General features: G+C 52.4%; 21 protein-coding genes. 19 read left to right on the forward strand and 2 right to left on the reverse strand.

What is annotated here, in order from left to right; translation table 11 throughout:
• Positions 1-4 precede the first annotated feature (4 nt).
• From sdhA to A3GO_RS0105270, 4 genes are read left to right on the forward strand one after another with little or no spacing between them, the layout of a single operon-like run.
• Complete coding sequence (gene sdhA / locus A3GO_RS0105255; RefSeq protein ID WP_029132510.1) at positions 5-1768, forward strand: succinate dehydrogenase flavoprotein subunit; 1764 nt, start codon at positions 5-7, stop codon at positions 1766-1768.
• A 10-nt stretch (positions 1769-1778) separates the two neighbouring features.
• Positions 1779-2471, forward strand: a complete 693-nt coding sequence (locus A3GO_RS0105260; protein ID WP_029132511.1) for a succinate dehydrogenase iron-sulfur subunit — start codon at positions 1779-1781, stop codon at positions 2469-2471.
• A gap of 13 nt (positions 2472-2484) precedes the next feature.
• Positions 2485-2736, forward strand: a complete 252-nt coding sequence (locus tag A3GO_RS0105265; RefSeq protein ID WP_029132512.1) for an FAD assembly factor SdhE — start codon at positions 2485-2487, stop codon at positions 2734-2736.
• A gap of 39 nt (positions 2737-2775) precedes the next feature.
• Positions 2776-3249 (forward strand): protein YgfX, encoded by a 474-nt coding sequence (locus tag A3GO_RS0105270; RefSeq protein WP_029132513.1) that lies wholly within the window; start codon positions 2776-2778, stop codon positions 3247-3249.
• Here the strand turns inward: A3GO_RS0105270 and nadB are convergent.
• Complete coding sequence (gene nadB / locus A3GO_RS0105275; RefSeq protein WP_029132514.1) at positions 3200-4828, reverse strand: L-aspartate oxidase; 1629 nt, start codon at positions 4826-4828, stop codon at positions 3200-3202. The genes A3GO_RS0105270 and nadB overlap by 50 nt on opposite strands.
• Positions 4829-5022: 194 nt before the next feature.
• On the opposite strand from nadB, the gene rpoE reads away from it, so the two are divergent.
• From rpoE to A3GO_RS25195, 14 genes are all read left to right on the forward strand, one after another.
• Positions 5023-5598 carry an RNA polymerase sigma factor RpoE gene (gene rpoE, locus A3GO_RS0105280; RefSeq protein ID WP_029132515.1) on the forward strand — a complete coding sequence of 192 codons (576 nt, stop codon included), beginning with the start codon at positions 5023-5025 and terminating at the stop codon, positions 5596-5598.
• 41 nt (positions 5599-5639) lie between these two features.
• Positions 5640-6218, forward strand: a complete 579-nt coding sequence (locus A3GO_RS0105285) for a sigma-E factor negative regulatory protein (RefSeq protein WP_029132516.1) — start codon at positions 5640-5642, stop codon at positions 6216-6218.
• Positions 6219-6223: 5 nt separating this feature from the next.
• Positions 6224-7192, forward strand: coding sequence for a MucB/RseB C-terminal domain-containing protein (locus A3GO_RS0105290; protein ID WP_037374701.1), 969 nt, complete (start codon positions 6224-6226; stop codon positions 7190-7192).
• 10 nt (positions 7193-7202) lie between these two features.
• The gene (locus A3GO_RS0105295) at positions 7203-7691 is read left to right on the forward strand and encodes a SoxR reducing system RseC family protein (RefSeq protein WP_029132518.1); all 489 of its coding nucleotides are present in this window, start codon (positions 7203-7205) and stop codon (positions 7689-7691) included.
• Between the two features lie 22 nt (positions 7692-7713).
• Complete coding sequence (locus A3GO_RS0105300; protein WP_037374702.1) at positions 7714-9153, forward strand: DegQ family serine endoprotease; 1440 nt, start codon at positions 7714-7716, stop codon at positions 9151-9153.
• Positions 9146-9415, forward strand: coding sequence for a glutaredoxin family protein (locus tag A3GO_RS0105305; RefSeq protein WP_029132520.1), 270 nt, complete (start codon positions 9146-9148; stop codon positions 9413-9415). The genes A3GO_RS0105300 and A3GO_RS0105305 overlap by 8 nt, the downstream gene beginning before the upstream one ends.
• Positions 9416-9595: 180 nt before the next feature.
• The gene (lepA, locus tag A3GO_RS0105310) at positions 9596-11401 is read left to right on the forward strand and encodes a translation elongation factor 4 (protein WP_029132521.1); all 1806 of its coding nucleotides are present in this window, start codon (positions 9596-9598) and stop codon (positions 11399-11401) included.
• Between the two features lie 73 nt (positions 11402-11474).
• A complete protein-coding gene (lepB, locus tag A3GO_RS0105315) occupies positions 11475-12293 on the forward strand; it encodes a signal peptidase I (protein ID WP_029132522.1) in 819 nt (272 codons plus the stop codon).
• 78 nt (positions 12294-12371) lie between these two features.
• The gene (locus A3GO_RS0105320) at positions 12372-12719 is read left to right on the forward strand and encodes a DUF4845 domain-containing protein (RefSeq protein WP_169720368.1); all 348 of its coding nucleotides are present in this window, start codon (positions 12372-12374) and stop codon (positions 12717-12719) included.
• Positions 12716-13393 carry a ribonuclease III gene (gene rnc / locus A3GO_RS0105325; RefSeq protein WP_029132524.1) on the forward strand — a complete coding sequence of 226 codons (678 nt, stop codon included), beginning with the start codon at positions 12716-12718 and terminating at the stop codon, positions 13391-13393. The genes A3GO_RS0105320 and rnc overlap by 4 nt, the downstream gene beginning before the upstream one ends.
• On the forward strand, positions 13386-14285 hold the full coding sequence (gene era, locus A3GO_RS0105330; RefSeq protein WP_029132525.1) for a GTPase Era: 900 nt from the start codon (positions 13386-13388) through the stop codon (positions 14283-14285). Before rnc ends, era begins: the two co-directional genes overlap by 8 nt.
• Before the next feature lie 20 nt (positions 14286-14305).
• Positions 14306-14992, forward strand: a complete 687-nt coding sequence (gene recO / locus A3GO_RS0105335) for a DNA repair protein RecO (RefSeq protein WP_029132526.1) — start codon at positions 14306-14308, stop codon at positions 14990-14992.
• Positions 14993-15039: 47 nt separating this feature from the next.
• Complete coding sequence (gene pdxJ, locus A3GO_RS0105340) at positions 15040-15789, forward strand: pyridoxine 5'-phosphate synthase (RefSeq protein ID WP_029132527.1); 750 nt, start codon at positions 15040-15042, stop codon at positions 15787-15789.
• A gap of 169 nt (positions 15790-15958) precedes the next feature.
• Positions 15959-18106, forward strand: a complete 2148-nt coding sequence (locus A3GO_RS25195; RefSeq protein ID WP_051301863.1) for an EAL domain-containing protein — start codon at positions 15959-15961, stop codon at positions 18104-18106.
• Between the two features lie 32 nt (positions 18107-18138).
• Here A3GO_RS25195 and A3GO_RS0105350 read toward each other — a convergent pair whose 3' ends face one another.
• Positions 18139-19611 (reverse strand): cobyric acid synthase, encoded by a 1473-nt coding sequence (locus tag A3GO_RS0105350; RefSeq protein ID WP_029132528.1) that lies wholly within the window; start codon positions 19609-19611, stop codon positions 18139-18141.
• A gap of 195 nt (positions 19612-19806) precedes the next feature.
• On the opposite strand from A3GO_RS0105350, the gene A3GO_RS0105355 reads away from it, so the two are divergent.
• On the forward strand, positions 19807-20910 hold the full coding sequence (locus tag A3GO_RS0105355) for a saccharopine dehydrogenase family protein (RefSeq protein WP_029132529.1): 1104 nt from the start codon (positions 19807-19809) through the stop codon (positions 20908-20910).
• Positions 20911-20948: the final 38 nt, after the last annotated feature.

Consider the following 20948-nt stretch of genomic DNA (forward strand, 5'->3'; position numbering starts at 1 on the left):
TATCATGACGCTAGCCAGAAGACGTTTTGATGCGCTGATTATCGGTGCCGGTGGTGCCGGTCTGAACGCAGCGCTACAGCTTGCCAACGCCAACCTGCGAGTTGCAGTTGTCTCAAAAGTATTTCCAACCCGCTCCCATACGGTTGCCGCTCAGGGTGGTGTGAATGCCGCGCTGGCCAATGTCTTTGAAGATAATTGGCACTGGCATATGTTTGATACCGTCAAGGGATCGGATTACCTGGGTGACCAGGACGCCATCGAGTATATGTGCCGCGAGGCAATCCCCACTGTCTACGAGCTGGAGCACAATGGCGTGCCGTTCTCCCGCCTGGACAACGGGAAGATCTACCAGCGTGCCTTTGGCGGCCAGAGCCAGAATTTTGGTGGTGCCCAGGCGGCACGCACCTGTGCCGCGGCGGACCGTACTGGTCACGCTATTCTGCACACGCTGTACCAGCAGAACATCCGGGCCCGCACCCACTTTTTTGACGAGTATTTCGGTGTCGAGCTGATTCGTGATAGCGAAGGCGCTATCCTGGGCGCCCTGACACTGGAGATCGAGACCGGTGAGCCGCTGCTGATTGAGGCCAAGACCACCTTGCTGGCCACCGGCGGTTGCGGACAGGTGTTCCGTACCACCTCCAACGCCCATATTAATACCGGTGACGGTATGGCCATGGCGTTACGGGCTGGCGTGCCGTTGATGGATATGGAGTTCTTCCAGTTCCATCCCACCGGTATCGCCGGACGTGGCATGCTGATTACCGAGGGTGTGCGCGGCGAGGGTGGTTATCTGGTCAATAAGGATGGAGAACGCTTCATGGAGCGTTATGCCCCCAACGCCAAGGATCTCGCCAGCCGCGACGTGGTGGCGCGCGCCATTGTGACCGAGGTGAAAGAGGGACGTGGTTGCGGCCCCAACGCGGATCATGTGCTGCTGAAGGTGGACCACCTGGGTGAGGATATCATCGCCAAGCGTCTGCCGGGCATCCGCGAAAGCTCCAAGATCTTTGCCGGCGTCGACCCTGCAGTAGAGCCGATTCCGGTATTCCCCACCGCACATTATGTGATGGGTGGTATCCCGACCGACCGACTGGGTCATGTGGTGGTGCCTGCTTCCGACGGCTCTGAGCAGATCGTGCCCGGACTCTACGCCGCTGGTGAGTGCGCCTGCGTGTCGGTGCATGGCGCCAATCGACTGGGCGGTAACTCGCTGCTGGATATTCTGGTATTCGGTCGTGCGGCTGGACAGCAGATTATTGATCATCTGAAGGACGACCCGGAACACAAGACGATGGATGAAACCGCCGTCGAGCAGGCCGTGGCCAGACTGACCCGTTGGGAGCAGCCGGGCGAGGGTATCTCGGTGCGCGAACTGCGTGACGAGTTCCGCAAGGTAATGGAAGATCATGCTGGCGTATTCAGAACAGACGACATCATGTCGGAAGGTGTCGCCAAGGTTAAGGCGCTTCGCGAGAAACTGAAGGATGTGCGCCTGGGTGACCAGAGCAAGGTGTTCAATACCGCACGCATTGAAGCCCTGGAGCTGGAAAACCTGATTGACATCGGTATGGCGATTGTTCTTTCCGCGCTTGAGCGCAAGGAGAGCCGCGGTGCCCACTCCCGTCCTGATTATACCGAGCGTGATGATGCGAACTGGCTGAAGCATTCGGTCTATTTTAAAGAGGGTGATCGGCTGGATTACAAACCGGTTCAGACCAAACCGCTTACCGTCGATACCTTCCCACCGAAGCCACGTGTCTACTGAGGGTTGATGAATGAAATTTTTTGTTTACCGTTATAACCCCGACGTCGATACCGCTCCGCACATGCAGGAGTATGACGTCGAGGTGACCCGAGGCATGATGCTTCGCGACGCCCTGATGGAGATTAAACGTCAGGATGAGGCTTTCGCTTTCCGTCACTCCTGTGGCGAGGGCGTGTGTGGCTCAGACGCTGTTAACGTCAATGGCAGCAATCTGCTCGGTTGCACCACCCCTGTGAGTGAGTTGAAAGAGCCGGTCAATGTCCGTCCGCTTCCGGGTCGCCCTGTAATCCGGGATCTGGTCGTCGATATGTCCCAGTTCTATCAGCAGTACCGGGCGGTCAAACCCTATCTGATCCACAAGGACCCCCTGCCTGAACAGGAGATTCTGCAGTCTCCCGAGGATCGGGATAAACTGGACGGTCTGTACGAATGCATCATGTGCGGTTGCTGTTCCACTGCGTGTCCTTCGTTCTGGTGGAACCCGGACAAGTTCCACGGTCCGCAGGCGCTGCTGCAGGCTTGGCGATTCCTGGCGGACAGCCGCGACCAGGCCACCGAAGAGCGTCTGGACGCACTGGAAGGACCCTATAAATTGTACCGCTGTCACTCGATTATGAACTGTGTTGAGTATTGTCCAAAATCACTCAATCCCACCAAGGCGATTGGCAAGATCAAGGAACTGATGCTGAAGCACTCAATCTAGTGTGATTGTGCCAGTGCAGGAATCCGGCCTTCCTCCTCTCGGGCAGCTACGCTGGCAATGCCGGCGTGGCATGCTCGAGTTGGATTATGTGCTGATCGGATTCCTTGATAGGCACTTTTCCGACCTTCCGCTTGAAGACCAGCAGCTGTTTGTGCGGATGCTGGATTTTGAAGACCAGCTGTTGCTGGACTGGGTCATGGGTAACGTGGTTCCCTCCGATAGTAATATCCGGCGCCTGATCACGCTGATGCAGATGCGATCCTAGTTAGAAAAATCCTATTATTTCTGTTACACAGGGAGTGTGATGAACAGAGAGCAGGCGCCGTTGCGCATTCGGCTTCACCAATCAAAAATATTGATCCTTTACCGGCACCTGTTGCATGCGGTGTTGATCGCATATTCTGTTGTCGCTGCGGTTTCATATCCCCTGGAGATGCTGTTGCCAATTGCCTGGCTGGTGGTCTCCTGGTATCTGCTGTATCAAAAAATACGGTATCGGGCAGGCGAACAATCAACCATTGTCTGGAGACCGGATGGCAGCTGGTTGATCGAGCGGGAGAACGGGGCGACTCAGTACTACCCGGCACTGCATAGCTGTTTTTCTATCCACCGGCTGACAATCCTGGGGTTTCGGAAAGGATATTTCAGCCGGCGATACTATCTCCTGCTTGTGGACAACTGTGATCCTGAGCAGCACCGACGATTACGGGTCCACCTCAAGCTACGGATCAGTCAACAGGATTCAAGGGTTGATAATTATTCGGTATCAGGACAGTAGGCATCTTCTGGAAACGATCGTCCTGACGGGGGAAGTCGATATTAAAATGTAGTCCGCGACTCTCCTTACGATGCTGCGCGGAATGGATAATCAGGTAGGCAACCTCTACCAGATTGCGCAGCTCCAACAAGTCATTGGTAACCCGGAAATTGCTGTAGTACTCCTTGATCTCATGCCGTAACAGGTTAATGCGCCGTTTCGCACGTTCCAGTCGTTTGTTACTACGGACAATGCCGACATAGTCCCACATGAAGTGGCGCAGTTCGTTCCAGTTATGGGAGACCACCACCTCTTCATCAGAGTCGGTAACCCGGCTTTCATCCCATGGCATGACCTCGGGCAGCGTGGCGGCTGAGGGCAGGCGTTGCTCGATATCCAGCGCCGCCTGCTGCGCATAAACCAGGCATTCCAGTAGGGAATTGCTGGCCATGCGATTGGCGCCATGCAATCCGGTATAGGAGGTTTCACCAATGGCGAAAAGATTCGGCACATCGGTTCTGGCCTTGAGGTCGGTAATGACACCGCCACAGGTATAGTGGGCGGCCGGTACCACAGGAATTGGATCGGTGGTTATATCAATGCCGAATTCGAGGCACTTGGCGTAGATATTTGGAAAGTGTTCACGGATGAACTCGGCTGGCTTGTGACTGATATCCAGGTAGAGGCAGTCCGCGCCAATCCGCTTCATCTCATGGTCTATAGCCCGCGCCACTATATCCCTTGGTGCCAGTTCGGCGCGCTTATCAAACCGCGGCATAAACTGTGTACCATCCGGAAGCAGCAATTTACCACCTTCACCCCGTAGTGCCTCGGTAATCAGGAAAGATTTGGCATGCGGGTGATACAGGCAGGTTGGGTGAAACTGGATAAACTCCATATTCGCGACACGACAACCCGCCCGCCAGGCCATCGCGATCCCGTCTCCGGTGGAGACGTCCGGGTTGCTGGTATAGAGATAGACCTTGCTGGCGCCACCGGTTGCCAGCACGGTGAATTTTGCCGTGAAGGTTTCGACCCGGTTGGTCTTTTTATTCAGTATGTAGGCGCCTAGGCAGGGGTTTTCAGGGATGCCCTGTTTGGCCCCCATGATCAGATCAATGGCGTTGTGCTCTTCAAACAGGCTGATGTTGCGGCGGGCCTTGACCTGGGATTCCAACCGGCTCTCGACCTCCTGTCCGGTAGCATCCGCCGCATGGATAACCCTGCGGTGGGAATGACCACCTTCCCGGGTAAGGTGATACCCGCTGCCGGCGGGGGTATCCCGGGTAAAGTCCACACCCTCATCAAGCAGCCACTGAATGTTTTCCGGGCCTTTTTCAACGACCAGACGGACCGTCTGTGCATCGCACAGGCCGGCCCCGGCATCCAGGGTGTCTTCCACATGGGAATCAATAGAGTCTTCAACATCCAGCACGGCGGAGATACCGCCTTGGGCATAATAGGTGTTACCCTCGCTTAGTTGGCGTTTGGCGATTACGGCAATGCTGATGGATTCGGGCAGCCGTAGGGCAAGACTCAGGCCAGCTGCTCCACTGCCGATAATCAGCACATCAAATTGTTTTGGGGCGTTTTTATTCATGGGGTTTACCCGAATCCTGGCTTGGGGTCATAATTCAGCTTGAAAGACAGTGTCCCTACGTCGCAGGCACTGTGGGGGAATCCTATCCTAATTCACGGATTTCTAGAACCGGATATTGAGAACTTATCACACAGCATGTTGTCAACCACATTGAGAATGGAGCGGAGCTTGCCACTATCAGAGGGCACACCCTGATGGGGGAGCGGCAGATAGACCGGGAGTTGGTCGAACGTGTTCAGCGTGGAGATAAGAAGGCCTTTGATCTACTGGTACTCAAGTATCAACAAAAGGTGGCAAATCTGGTTTCCCGCTATGTAAGAGACCCCAGTGAGACGCTTGACGTGACACAGGAAGCTTTTATCAAGGCGTATAAAGCGTTACCCAACTTTCGCCAGGAAAGCGCGTTCTATACCTGGCTTTATCGTATCGCCATCAACACGGCAAAAAACTACCTGGTTGCCCAGAAACGCCGTCCTCCCAGTTCGGATATTGATGCCGACACAGCTGAGCAACTGGATGTCGGTGTCCGGTTGAAAGAGCACGCCACCCCGGAGCATCATCTGCTGGAGAAAGAGATTGCCGAAACCGTTAGTCAGGCGATAGATGAGCTTCCCGAAGATTTGCGAACAGCCATAACCCTCAGAGAGCTTGAGGGACTCAGTTATGAGGAGATTGCCAAGGCAATGGAGTGCCCGGTAGGGACAGTGAGATCAAGAATATTTCGTGCCCGTGCAGCGATAGATGCGAAACTACAACCGCTTCTGAGCTGATACTTTAACAGTAGTACTATATCGACCGGTCGGATATGACAATGACAGACGATATCAATGAGCAGATTTCCTCGCTTCTGGATAATGAACTCAGCCAGAAAGAGATCCGTCACACCCTGGACCTGCTCCAGGAAGATGAAGCCCTTCGTAATAAATGGGATCGATATAACCTGATTGGTGATGCCATGCGTGGTGAGGCGGTGCGGTTTTCCGCTGTCTCAATAGCTGATCGGGTACAGGCAAGACTGGAGCATGAATCAGTGGATTTTTCCAATGTTCAAGCCCTTCCAGCGACCCGTTTGAGGCGTTTTCCAGCCCGTTGGTATAAATCCGCCGGTGGCGCAGCGCTGGCCGCTTCTGTGGCGGTAGTTACCGTACTGTCGTTCCCACAATTTACCAATATGTCCCCGGAACCGGGCAGTGAGGTGATTGCTGAAAGCGTGGCGCCCGATCCTGCCCCCTATCTGGTTCAGTCGAGCACTCGCTGGAAGAATCTTTCAGAGCCGAAAGTCGAATCAAAACTTAACAGCTTTCTGATTGATCATAATGAATTTGCAGCTCCGGGCGGCATCGGTGTCATACCCTATGCGAACTTCGTCAGTTACGACAGTAACCGCTGAAGCATATGAGATTTATTCATATTTTTTTAAATGCCGCTCTGCTGATTACTGTCTCTCTGAATGCTACTGCAGATACGGCGCAGGACGATGTGCGTATCTGGCTACAGCGGATGGTCAATGCCGTTCATTCACTGAATTATGATGGTACCTTTGTCTTTTTGCATAATGCGCAGCTCGAAAGCATGCAAATCGTTCATACCGTGGACAATGGCGGAGAAAGAGAGCGTCTGACTTCCCTGAATGGCGTGGCCCGGGAAGTATTCCGGGATAATGCATCGGTAACCTGTATAGCTCCGGATATCAAATCGGTCTCGATCGGCAATCGTGTCAGTGGTCGTGGCTTTCGTGCGGTATTCTCGGTCGATATCAATCAACTCTCCGACTACTATAACTTCCATATGCTTGGCGAGGAACGGGTAGCCGGTCGCCAGGCCAAGGTTGTCGCCATCATACCCCAGGATGCTTACCGTTATGGATATCGGTTGTATCTGGATACCGAGCATGCGCTTCCACTGAAAACCGATATGCTGAATGTTTCAGGTGTATCGATATCCCAGCTCATGTTCACCCAATTGCAGGTACACAGCAGTAGTAGAGAGATCGCGGAAATTTCGCTGGATGGCAAGGAGTATTACCAGTGGGTGCAGCAAAAACCGATGCGTACTATTTCTGATCGGCAGTTTTCCGGATGGTCTTTCAGTGATCTGCCAAAAGGATTCGATGTTACCTTGCATTCGAAACGAAAGGCCGGAAAACAGGCGAGGGGAATAGATCATTTCGTGCTATCGGATGGTTTGGCGTCACTCTCTGTCTATGTTGAAGACGACGATGATGTCGGCCTGCAGGGAAATTCGACCATGGGCACTGTCAATGCTTATGGCAATACAATTTCCGGTTACCAGGTGACGGCGGTTGGTGAAGTCCCGGCAATGACAGTGGAGCGCATTGCAAAATCGCTCCGTTTCTCAAAATAGTGATCGGGAAATGATAGAAGAGAGCGCAATAGTGACAGCGACCAATGGGGAATTCGCCCGGGTGGAAACACAAAGGGCAACCAGTTGCGGAAGCTGTGAAGCAAAAAGCACCTGCGGCACCTCCGCGCTGTCCAAAGTGTTCGGAAATCGCCGAACAGTGGTAGAGGTTTTGAACCCGATAGGTGCGGTAACCGGTGACCGGGTGGTTGTTGGCCTTGACGAATCGGCCCTGACCCGTGCCTCGTTTTTCTTCTATATCGTGCCGCTTATTTTATTACTGGCGGGTGGCATATTGGGGCAATGGTTTGCCGAAACAATCAGTCTCCAATCTACGGAACCACTTTCTATTATTTGCGGTCTACTGGGTCTGTTAATCGGACTTGTCTGGTTACGCTGGTTTGCCTTCAAAACCAGCAGGAGCAGTTCCTATCAGGCTGTAATCCTTCGCCGCACCAGTTCGATTCATGTCATTAGTGACATAACAAAGAACACTCTGTAATAGATTACCCGGAGCACAACTCATGAAGACGTTGTTGTTGAAAAATCGCTTAACCTCTATCCCTGCTCTCATCGTTCTATTGCTGGCATCCTATGCCGTGCAGGCTCAATCATTACCTGATTTTACAGCGCTGGTAGAGAGCAATAGCCCGTCCGTGGTCAATATCAGTACCAAGCAGCATAAGTCGGTGCCAAGCCGGTTGAATCGGGAGTTCCAGATGCCCGAACTTCCCGAAGGGAGTCCCTTCAACGAATTCTTCCGTCACTTCTTTGGAGAGGGCGGGCCAGGTGAGTTGGAGCCGCGTGAGTACGACGCCCGCTCACTCGGATCAGGATTCATCATCTCGGATGACGGCTACATCATGACCAACTTCCACGTTGTCAAAGGTGCCGATGAGATTCTGGTAAGGCTCAGTGACAGACGCGAATATTTGGCGAAAGTAATCGGCATGGACAAGACCAGTGACGTAGCGCTGCTGAAAATCGATGCCAAGGATTTACCACAGGTAAAGATTGGCACCACCAGCAACCTCAAGGTTGGGGAATGGGTTCTCGCCATAGGCTCACCATTCGGTTTTGATCACTCGGTTACCGCAGGTATTGTCAGTGCAAAAGGGCGTAGCCTGCCAAATGAAAACTATGTCCCCTTCATTCAGACCGATGTCGCCATCAATCCCGGAAATTCAGGCGGACCGCTATTCAATCTTGAGGGCGAAGTTGTAGGCATCAATTCTCAAATATATAGCAGGACCGGGGGCTTTATGGGTCTTTCATTTGCCATACCGATCGAGTTGGCAATGAATGTGGTCGATCAGTTACGTACCAGTGGTGAGGTGAAGCGTGGTTGGCTGGGCGTCATGATCCAGGATGTGACTCGCGAACTGGCTGAGTCTTTTGGCATGGAGTACCCCTATGGAGCCTTAATCGCCAGGGTTGTGCCGGGCAGTCCTTCAGAGAAGGCTGGCCTGGAGGTAGGTGATGTCATACTGAAATACAATGGTACCAAACTGGAAAGCTCTTCAATGCTTCAGCACCTGGTCGGCGCCAGTCGAATTGACAAACCTGCTGAGCTGGAAATCTTGCGTAATGGTGTACGCAAAACGATTAAGGTAAATATTGGTGAATTGAAGAATGATATGGCCCAGGGCGGCATGGAAGGATCGATGCAGCAGAGCTACTCCAGTCTGGGTATGAGTGTTGTTGAACTGGACAGTGATATCAGGAGTCAGTACAAGCTAAATGGAATCAAGGGTGTATTTGTCCAGTCAGTGGATGACGGTGCAGCCAAGCGTGCTGGAATTGAACCCGGTGATGTAATACAGATGATTAACCGTGTGCGGGTTTCAACTGTCAAGGAATTCGACGAGGCGGTAGAAAATCTGCCCAAGGGGGCGACGATCGCTGTACTTATACACCGCAAAAACGGGGCACGTTTCATTCCTTTACAGGTCCCGAATGAGTAAATTCGGGGAGCATCCTGGTCTCTCGTTTTACTACCGCGATGGCTGCCACCTCTGTGAAGACATGTGGCAGCATCTTCAATCGATACGAGAAACCGACCCGTTTGATGTCGATTTGATAAATGTTGACAGCGATCCCGATCTGCGGGAGCGGTATGGGACCCTGATCCCGGTGCTGGCATCGGGTGAGAAGATAATCTGCAACTACTATCTTGATCCGGTCGGACTGGAAAGGTTTCTCGGTGGCCTGCCGGACAGCGAATGAGGCTATTTGAGTACAGTACAAACTGCGGTATGATGTAGCCTTCGTGGGAACAGTCAATCAACGGTATTGCCGACGGAACTTTTTGAAAAAAAGTTCCGTTTTTTTCAATGGGTTACAAGATTTTATTAAAGTGTAATCCTTCGCTTTACAACTCAGGGCTCATTGCGTAGTAAATCATTCATGACAGATCTCCAGCATATTCGCAATTTTTCCATCATCGCCCACATCGATCATGGAAAATCGACCATCGCTGACCGCTTTATCCAGCTTTGCGGCGGTCTAACCGAGCGCGAAATGGCCGAGCAAGTGCTGGATTCCATGGATATCGAGCGTGAACGCGGCATTACCATCAAGGCCCAGAGCGTTACTCTCAACTACACCGCCCCCAATGGAGAGACCTATCGGCTCAACTTCATTGATACTCCCGGACATGTTGATTTCTCATACGAGGTATCCCGCTCATTAGCCGCCTGCGAAGGGGCATTGCTGGTGGTGGATGCGGCTCAGGGGGTGGAGGCGCAAAGCGTTGCCAACTGTTACACCGCCATTGAGCAGGGACTGGAGGTACTGCCGGTCCTGAACAAGATCGACCTACCGGCGGCAGAGCCAGAACGGGTGATCACGGAAATTGAAGAGATCATTGGCATTGAAGCGCATAACTCGATACGCGTGAGTGCCAAAACCGGAGTAGGTATACCTGAACTGCTGGCCCAGCTGGTGGAGTTTGTGCCGCCGCCCCAGGGAGATGAAAACAAGCCTTTACAAGCCCTGATAATCGACTCCTGGTTTGACTCCTATGTGGGAGTTATCTCATTGATCCGCGTGGTAAACGGCCGAATTAAACCCAAGGACAAGATGCTCCTCATGTCGACCGGACGGACCTTTCAGGTGGAGAAGGTGGGCGTATTCACGCCGAAACGTGAGAACCGTCCCGCTCTGGGGCCGGGCGAAGTCGGCTTCGTGATTGCAGGTATCAAGGATATCAACGGCGCACCGGTTGGCGACACCCTGACTCTGGCGGACAACAAGGCGACCAGTGCGCTGCCAGGATTTGCCCAGATGCGTCCCCGGGTATTTTCCGGACTGTATCCGGTCAGCTCCGATGATTACGAAAACTTTCGCGATGCGTTACAAAAGCTGAAACTCAATGATGCCGCCCTGCATTATGAGCCTGAGACATCACAGGCGCTTGGATTTGGTTTCCGCTGCGGTTTTCTTGGCATGCTGCATATGGAAATCGTGCAGGAGCGCCTGGAACGGGAATATGATCTTGACCTGATCACCACGGCACCGACGGTAATCTACGAAGTTGAGAAGACCGATGGCAGTATTGTAATGGTGGACAATCCGGCGAATCTCCCGGCTCCAAATCAGATAGCCGAAATACGCGAGCCAATCATTGAGGCACACATCCTGGTTCCCCAGGCGCATCTCGGCAACGTTATCACGCTCTGTATTGAAAAACGCGGAATGCAAAAAAACCTGCAGTATCTGGGTGGTCAGGTGCAGGTGACCTATGAACTGCCGATGAATGAAGTGGTGCTGGACTTTTTTGATCGACTCAAATCGGTCAGCCGTGGCTATGCGTCATTTGAGTATGAGTTCAAACGCTTTCAGGCAGCCAGTCTGGTAAAGTTGGACATCCTGATTAATGGTGAACAGGTAGATGCCCTGTCCCTGATTGTGCACAGGGAAAACTGCGAGTCGCGGGGGCGTGAAATCACTTCCCAGATGAAGGAGCTGATACCCCGACAGATGTTTGAAGTGGCTATACAGGCGGCCATCGGCAGTAAGATTATTGCCAGAACCACAGTAAAGGCGTTGCGCAAAAACGTCACGGCCAAGTGTTATGGTGGCGACATCACCCGAAAACGCAAACTGCTGGAAAAGCAGAAGGCGGGTAAAAAACGCATGAAACAGGTGGGTCGAGTTGAAATACCGCAAGAAGCCTTTCTCGCAGTGCTACGTGTTGGAAAGGACAATTGAACGTTCACAATTATTAATCGACAGTAATTTTCACAAACTACGCGAGTAGTTCGGGATCAGGTTGGAACCGCCTATGAATTTCGATTTCCCCCTATTTCTGGTCATTGCAACTTTTTTGACCGGCTTCATCTGGCTGATTGATGCGGTTTTCTTTGCTGGCAGGCGGAGACTGCAGGCAGGTGGGAAAGACAAGGCAAAAGAACCGATGCTGGTTGAATATTCTCGCTCGTTCTTTCCCGTTATTCTGGCAGTTCTGGTATTGCGCTCTTTCGTTGTCGAGCCATTCAGAATCCCATCCGGTTCAATGATGCCAACGCTGCTGGTTGGTGATTTCATCCTGGTAAACAAGTTCTCTTATGGCATCCGGTTACCGGTGCTGAACAAAAAAGTGATCGAACTGGATGATCCCAAACGTGGTGACGTGGTGGTGTTCAAGTATCCGCAGAATCCGCGCGTGGACTATATTAAACGGGTGGTGGGCGTACCCGGTGATATGATCAGCTACAGCAATAAAACACTGTATATCAACGGGGAGCCGCAACCACAGCGCCATGTCGAAATCTATACCGGAGTCGGTAGCGGGGCACGCGAGACCGGGGCGTTGAAAAATATTGAACAACTGGGTGATGTCGAGCATGAGATCCTCATCAACCCCGTGGCGCCGGATTTTGGTTATGGTTGTCAGGTATTGATGCGCGGCCCTTTTACCGTACCGGAAGGGCACTACTTTGCCATGGGTGATAACCGGGATAACAGTAATGACAGCCGCTGTTGGGGGCTGGTGCCGGAACAACTCCTGGTGGGCAAAGCGTTCGCCATCTGGATGAACTGGGACTCGAATCTCCCGAGCTTTCCGGTTACTTGGGCTCGCATAGGCAATGGCATAAACTGAAGCGGCTGATCAAGCAAAATCAAGACGAAAAATAGATCAGGGGGAATGATGAAAGGTGGATTGACAAGACAGCGGGGCATGACCCTTACAGGTTGGATGACGGTTATTGCATTGATTCTGTTTTTTGCCCTTCTGGGCATGAAGATCGGTCCTATATACCTGGAAAATCTGACGGTCAAGGATGTGGTGGAATCCTTGAAGGAAGAGCCGTTGATTACCAAGCGTTCAGCCAGTGAAGTGAAAAGCATGATTATGAAGCGTTTGGACATCAATGGGGTATATGACCTGAAGAGTGATCATGTCACGGTCAAGAAAAGTCCGGGCATTATGAAAGTGGATATCACCTACCAGGTACAGAAAAAGATGGTGGGCAATATCGATATCCTGGTCTCCTTTTCCGATCAAATAGAGCTGATTTCAAATTGAGAGAACCGGTTGAACGCCTGTGCCGGTCTATAGGCTATGAATTCAATAACCTGGGGCTGGTCGAAACAGCACTGACACACAGAAGTGCCGGTAGTAGTAACAATGAGCGTCTGGAGTTTCTTGGAGATGCCATTCTTGGCTTTGTGATAGCAGATTATCTCTATGCCAATTATCCGGATGCCGATGAAGGACAACTCAGCCGGCTTCGGGCCGGGCTGGTAAAAGGGGACTCACTGGCTCAGATCGCCAGAAAGCTTGAACTGGGCAAGTTTCTTAACCTGGGGGCAGGGGAGCTCAGAAGCGGCGGACACTCACGTGGCTCTATTCTGGCGGATGCTGTTGAGGCGCTGTTTGCCGCAGTCTATCTTGATAGCGGATACAAGGAGGCACGTCGCGTTATTCTTCAGTTATTTGCAGATAAACTATCAACACTGAGCAAGAAATCGCAACAGAAAGATCCCAAGACGCGACTGCAGGAGCTGCTTCAATCACAGAAGAATCCGCTGCCCACTTACACCATTATCAGCATTACCGGCGAGCAGCATGAGCAGTGTTTTACCGTTAGCTGCCAGGTAGATGAGCTGAATCTGACGACTGAAGGAACGGGTAACAGTCGAAGAAAGGCCGAGCAGGATGCCGCCAGCAAATTCTTGAGGCAAATAGACAATGTCTGATCAACAGAGTGGCCGGTGTGGTTTTTGCGCCATTGTCGGGCGACCCAATGTGGGCAAGTCGACCCTGCTGAACCGGTTGATTGGTCAGAAACTTGCCATTACCTCACACAAGCCCCAGACAACGCGCCATAGTATTCTGGGAGTTAAAACCACTGAATCGGCGCAGATCGTCTATGTGGATACCCCAGGGATTCATAAGCGTGGTGATCATGCCATGAACCGCTACCTGAATCGGACCGCGCGATCCGCCCTGTCCGATGTGGATCTGATCCTGTTTGTCGTGGAGGCCCTGCGCTGGACGGATGAAGATCAGGCGGTACTGGATGCCTTGTCCCGGCTGGATATGCCGGTTTTACTGGTAGTTAACAAGATCGATACCGTCAAGAACAAGGAGGCGTTGCTTCCCTACCTGGAGAACCTTGCAGGAAAATTTGATTTTACTGCAGTCATACCGTTATCTGCTCGTAAGGGTAACAATCTGGAACCACTGGAGAAGCAGGTAATTGCCTGCCTGCCGGAAGGTGAACATATTTTTCCGGATGATCAGCTAACCGACCGGTCCGAGCGCTTTTTTGCCGCGGAATTGGTACGTGAACAGTTGACCCGGCGGTATGCGAAAGAGATCCCTTACGCACTGACGGTGGAGATAGAAAAGTTTGAGGAAGAGGGCAATCTCTATCGAATCGACGCGTTGATCTGGGTGGAACGCCAGGGCCAGAAAAACATCATTATCGGTGCGAAGGGTGAAGCCTTGAAAGAGGTCGGCACTCAGGCACGCAAGGAGATGGAAAAATTCTTCGACAAGAAAGTCTTTCTCCAGCTCTGGGTGAAGGTAAAAAAGAGCTGGTCCAGTGATGAGGGGGCCCTCTCCCGGTTGGGATACAGTGATTGAACACCGCCGGGACATCTACCTTGTCAGCCGCTTTTCTGTTACATCGCAGAGACTATTCTAACAGCAGCCTGCTGGTAGAATGTTTTACAGAACAGCAGGGCCGCTTCCCGGCGGTCGCTAAAGGGGTCAAGGGACGGGGGAAATCCGCTTCGGGACTGTTACAGCCATTCGTGCCGTTACAGATTAACTGGAGTGGCAGAGGCGAGGTTAAAAACCTGACGCACTACGAACCCGATGGACGTATGTTCCGGCTTGATGGGAAAGCACTTTTCTGCGGGTTCTATATCAACGAACTCCTGATTCGGTTATTGCAACGCAATGACCCCCATGAACGGCTGTTCCAAAACTATCGCATGTTACTTAGTCAGCTGGATGCATCGGGTATAAATGAAGCATCCCTGCGCTATTTTGAGCTGGAAATGCTGGTTGAACTGGGTTACGGCATCGAACTGACCGTGGATCTGGCGGATGGTCGCCCGGTTGAGGCGGCGAAGTGGTATCGGTTTGTGCAGGAGAGTGGCGTGACTGAATGCCCTGCAGATATTGAGCATGCCATCAGTGGTCAGACGTTGCTATCATTGGAATTACGTTCGCTGAACGACCCCCGGCAACTGAAAGAAGCGCGAAATCTGCTGCGAACAGTACTGGGTTTTTATTTGGGTGATAAGCCTTTGAAAAGTAGGGAACTTTTTCGTCATGCCCTGTAGGATTAGTCAAGACTATCGGAGCGATACAGGTATCTAAGCGGAACATCATGAAAATGTCATATCCAAAATTACTGGGGGTCAATATTGATCACGTAGCCACGCTGCGGCAACAGCGGGGGACCCGATACCCCGAACCGCTTCAGGCGGCGCTGGTCGCTGAACAGGCAGGTGCGGATCTTATTACCGTGCATCTGCGTGAGGATCGCCGACATATACAGGATCGTGATGTCGAACTGCTGGCGGGTGTCCTGCAGACACGTATGAACCTGGAGATGGCGGCCACACCTGAAATGTTGGCGATCGCCCGACGGATAGCACCCAGCGACTGCTGTATCGTACCGGAACGCCGCCAGGAACTGACAACGGAAGGAGGCCTTGATGTTGCCGCCAATCGGGGATTCCTGGGCGATTTTTGCGCGGAATTGCAAGAGGCCGGCGTAAAAGTGTCCCTGTTTATCGACGCCGATGAAAAACAGCTGGAAGCGTCCTGCAACATCGGAGTCCCTGCCGTAGAGATCCACACCGGTCATTTTGCTGACGCCCGGAACAGGGCCGAAAGGGAAAAAGCACTGCTCAGGATACAACATGCTGTGACGTTCGGCATAAATACAGGTCTGCAGGTGAATGCCGGACATGGCCTGGACTATCATAATGTTGCCTCGATAGCCGCAATCCCTGGAATCCGCGAATTCAATATTGGCCATTCGATTATTTCGCGGGCGATTTTTTCCGGATTGGCGGATGCCGTACGGGAGATGAAGTCACTTATTCTAGCCGCGAGCGAATCTGATCATTGATGCCACAAACCGTCAGACGCTTGCTTAAGTCGATAAGACACTGGCCGATAATACATACAGATACTCATCAAACATTAAGAAGTACCCGATGAATTGCCACTTTAAATCTGCCCAGACCCGATGAAACTCAGGCCTGGGCAAACGGTTATGCCATTTTTCAGGCAATTGTGTGAAATCACTTGATCAACAGTTAACCATATTCGTAAAGCTGCCGATTGTGAAATTGGTGGTATTGGCTATCTTGGCCTGGAGTGCCCTGGTTGGCTATTCTCTCGACTGGAATATCAGCAATCTCCAGGATGAGCAAGCCAAACTGGCCATCAGTGCCGCAAAATCCAACTGGGACAAGGATCAGGCCTTCCGCCAATGGGCCACAAAGCATGGTGGAGTCTATGTACAACCAACAGAGCGTACTCCGCCAAATCCCTACCTGGCTCACCTTGATCGCCGGGATGTCGTGACAACAGAGGGTATGAAACTGACCCTAATGAATCCCGCTTACATGCTTCGGCAGATGACAACGGAGTTTGAAGATACCTATGGAGTCAAAGGCAAAATAACCGGAAAAATAACACTCAATCCGGTTAACAAACCAGATGCCTGGGAATTGGCAGCCATTGAGCGATTTGAAAATGAACAGGTCACAGAGGTATTGGAACAGGCCGTAATTGATGGCGCACCCTACATGCGCTATATGAAGCCGATGTACATGAAGAAGGAGTGTGAACTGTGCCACGCGGTTTTAGGATTTAAAGCGGGTGATCTTCGCGGGGGTGTCAGTGTCTCTATCCCCATGACCCCCTATCTTAATGCCGCGAACGAGACCTCCCGCTCCATGGTTATCACCCATATCATGGTCTGGCTGAGTGGTTCCGTGGGGTTTGTCGCTTTTGGATTATACGCCCGCCGCCGGCACATTGAGCGTAGTGCTTTGTTGGCCAGGCTTGAACACGGCGCACTCTACGATGCACTGACCGGTCTACCAAACAGGTTTCTGTTCAGCGACCGTCTGAACGTATCAATGGCCAGACAGGCAAGGGACCGGTCACATCTGTTTGCTGTCTGCTTTGTTGACCTTGACCGGTTCAAAAATCTCAATGACAGCTATGGCCATGCCACGGGTGATCAACTGTTGAAAGAGGTTTCGGCCCGGTTCGGCAAGGTTTTGCGGCCTTCAGATACCGTGGCACGGATGGGCGGTGACGAATTTACCTTCCTGCTGGATGGCATCTCAAAGTCACAAGAAGCTTTTCAGATTGCGGAACGTATCCTTCACTCGGTTGAGACACCTTTTGAGATCGGAGGGCAATCGCTAAAGGTGGGCGCAAGTATCGGTATCTGTTTGGGTGACCGTAAGTATCAGAGTCCGGAAGAGATACTAAGGGATGCCGATACCGCCATGTACCGGGCAAAATATCTTGGCAAGGGCAGAATCGACATATTCGAACCCGAAATGCATGCCGAGGTGGCAAGGACTACCCGAATTGAGCATGATCTGCATATCGTTCTTGAACGAAATGAGCTGTCAATTCACTACCAGCCCATCGTGAGTCTCAACACCAACCGGGTCGAGGGTTTCGAAGCGCTGTTGCGTTGGCGACATCCTTTGCTCGGCAATATTCCGCCAGATCAGTTTATTCCAATCGCCGAAGGTTCCGACGTGATTCAGCATATCGGGCAGTGGGTCCTGGAAAATGCCTGTCGGCAGGTAGATCTCTGGAACAGCCTGTACGCCAAGGAAACGAAATTCTTTGTCTCGGTGAATCTCTCCGCGAGACAGGTTAGCCATCTGAATTTTATCAACGTGGTGCAGGAGACACTGGAGAAAGTCGGATTTGATCCGGCCTATCTGCATTGTGAGGTGACCGAGACCCTGCTGATCAACGATCAAGTTACCACCCGTGACAATATGGCGCATCTCCGTGAGTTGGGTGTGCGACTCAGTGCCGATGATTTTGGTAAAGGCTACAGTTCACTGAACTATCTGCAGGATTTCAGCTTTAATACACTAAAAATAGACAAACAGTTTGTACAGGGCATGGGAACCCAGGGCAAGGATAAACGGCTGGTCAGTTCAATAGTGAGGCTGGCGAAAGATTTCGGACTATCCGTGGTCGCCGAGGGAGTTGAAACACGGGAGCAGATGGAAAATCTGCGCCGGCTTAATTGCCGATGGGTACAGGGTTACTACTTCTGCCCGCCATTGCCGGTGGATGGCATCAATCGGCTGCTGCGGTCTGATGCCCGGTTACGCACCACAACCCTGTTGGCGATGAATCCCGGCGCTAGTGGAAATATCTCTTCAAAGACCGGGTAGTGCCGGTTGTCATGGTCAGCACATGGTACTGACTATTCTTCGCCATGCGCAATCCGGATGATTCTACCAATATCCAGATGTGCCTCGGCGGCATCGGCCAACCGGTCAATGCCTGCCTCACGCAGTTGCTGGTAATCGGGCGTCTCTACCTGTTCCAGCCCGGCCCAGGCAAGCAGCTCGTCACAGGCCGATTGCGCCTCAAACAGACCATGAAGATAAGTACCGGCGATCTGGTTATCATCAGACAATGCCCCATCATGCCGGTCTTTTAGTATTACCAGCGGTCTGGATAGGGCCGTACCCCGGCTGATGCCCATGTGGATTTCATAACCACTGACCGGAACCGCTTCCCGTATGTTTAATTTGCCGGTCACCAGGTGTAGCTGCTTCTCTCTCTCAAGGGTGGTTTCCATATCCAGCAGTCCCAGTCCGGTGCTGCTACCGGCTTGGCCTTCGATGCCTTGAGGGTCGTGGATGGTGCGTCCCAGCATCTGGAATCCCCCGCAAATTCCCAGTACCTTTCCGCCATAGCGCACATGTTTTTGTATGGCCCGTCCCCATCCACTTTGCAGCAGGTATTCCAGATCCGACCGTACGCTTTTTGATCCGGGCAGGATAATCAGGTCCGCGGCTGGAATTGTCTCCCCCGGACCAATCCAGCGAACATCGACCTGTGGGTGCAGCGAGAGGGGATCGAGATCGGTATGATTGCTCGTTCTCTGTAGCCAGGGAACCACAACCCGTAGCGGTTTATCCACGGTTGGCGTGACGCCGCAATTGGTCAGACTGTCTTCCGCTTCCAGGTGCAGGCCGGCGAGATAGGGCAGGACACCGAGAACCGGCTTTCCGGTTTGCTGTTCCAGCCAATCGAGACCCGGCTGAAGAAAACTCAAGTCACCCCGAAACCGATTGATGATAAATCCCTTGATCCTGGCCTGCTCGCTTTCCGAGAGCAGTGCCAGGGTTCCGACCAGATGGGCGAAAACACCCCCCTTATCAATATCCGCCACCAACAGGACCGGGCAGTCCACCGCTTCGGCAAAACCCATGTTGGCCACATCATTCGCCCGCAGATTGATTTCAGCCGGACTCCCGGCCCCTTCCACCAGGATATAGCCGTATTTGGCCTGGAGTCTGGCGTGTGACTGGCGAATGGCCGGCATCACCCTGGGTTTGTACTCATGATAGCCCCAGGCCTCCATGTTGTTCTCTGCCGGCTGTCCCTGCACGATCACCTGGCAGCCGGTATCGGTATTGGGCTTCAGCAGGACCGGATTCATATCGACGTGCGGCTCGACCCGGGCAGCTTGGGCCTGTACCGCTTGTGCACGGCCGATCTCTCCACCACCCGGCGTAACCGCACTGTTCAGAGCCATGTTTTGTGGTTTGAACGGGACCACCTGAAGGCCTTTTCGATTGAACACACGGCACAGGGCGGCAACCAGGGTGCTTTTACCGGCATCGGAGGTGGTGCCTTGAATCATCAGGGTTTTACTGTCAGGCATAAGTGTATATCTATGGGTGATATCAGGTTAGCCCCAGGACCGGGGCGGTGTTAAATCCGCAGGCATTTAACAGGGGAGTGCTAAGCTTTTCTGTAGCAAGGCGCGGATTCTAGCACATTCGTCAAAGGGTGCATGAGTTGCTCCCCTCTGACGTATGCAACGGTGATGTGGGTTATTAACCGGGCAGGGGGGTGTATGCATAGAGTGGCCATTATTGGTGCCGGAAGAATAGGGGCTTCCATTGCAAAGCTTCTGGATGATTGCGGTAGTTACAACATTCTATTGACGGATCAGTCCGCGCATACCCTTGAGAGAATCAATCTTACCGGTCGGGTTGAAAAACGGCAGCTGAAAATCAGCGATCCAGAGAGCCTGCGCATGGCAATACGGGGTTGTGAAGCTGTGGTTTCAGCCTGCGGATATGACGTCAATTCCGCCATCGCCGAAGCCGCCGCTGAAGCCGGCATCAGTTACTTTGATCTGACCGAAGACAATGCAACCACCCATACCATCAAGCAGATCGCCGAACGGGCAGCCCCCGGCCAGGTGTTTGTTCCCCAGTGCGGATTGGCCCCCGGTTTCATTGGCATACTGGGTTTTCATATGGCACAGCAGTTTGATCAACTGGATAACCTGAAACTGCGTGTCGGTGCGCTACCTGAATTCCCAACCAATAATCTGATGTACAACCTCACCTGGTCTACCCAGGGTCTGATTAATGAGTATTGTAATCCCTGTCATGCCATCCGTGCCGGCCACTATGTCGAGTTGACGCCGCTCGAAGGGTTGGAGACATTCTCATTGGACGGAGTCTCCTATGAGGCCTTCAATACCTCCGGTGGGCTGGGGACCCTGTACGAGACACTCCAGGGCCAGGTGTCGGACCTCACCTATAAAACTATCCGCTACAAAGGGCATCAGTATCTGATGAATTTCCTTATCAATGACCTGAAACTCGGTGAACAGAGAGACCTGCTTAAACAGCTATTTGAAAAAGCACTGGCAGTAACCCGACAGGACGTGGTGCTGATCATGGTCACGGCAACCGGCATAATCGACGGGAAGTTTATGCAAATTACCGACAGCAGGAAGGTTTATCATGATGATGTCGGTGATGAGCATTGGGGGGCCATCCAGATCACCACCGCCTCCAGCCTCTGCACCATACTGGACCTTTTCTTTACCGGAAAACTGCCACATCGGGGTTATGTGCGCCAGGAGCAGATCGATTTTGATGACTTTATCCAGAATCGCTTCGCATCCTGTTACCGGGTAACCGGCCGACCGCGCGGCAGATAGTCGAAACGAGAGCAGACAGATGAACAGTCAATTGATAA

The sequence above is a fragment of the Sedimenticola selenatireducens DSM 17993 genome (genome assembly GCF_000428045.1).
GTDB classification, from domain to species: domain Bacteria; phylum Pseudomonadota; class Gammaproteobacteria; order Chromatiales; family Chromatiaceae; genus Sedimenticola; species Sedimenticola selenatireducens.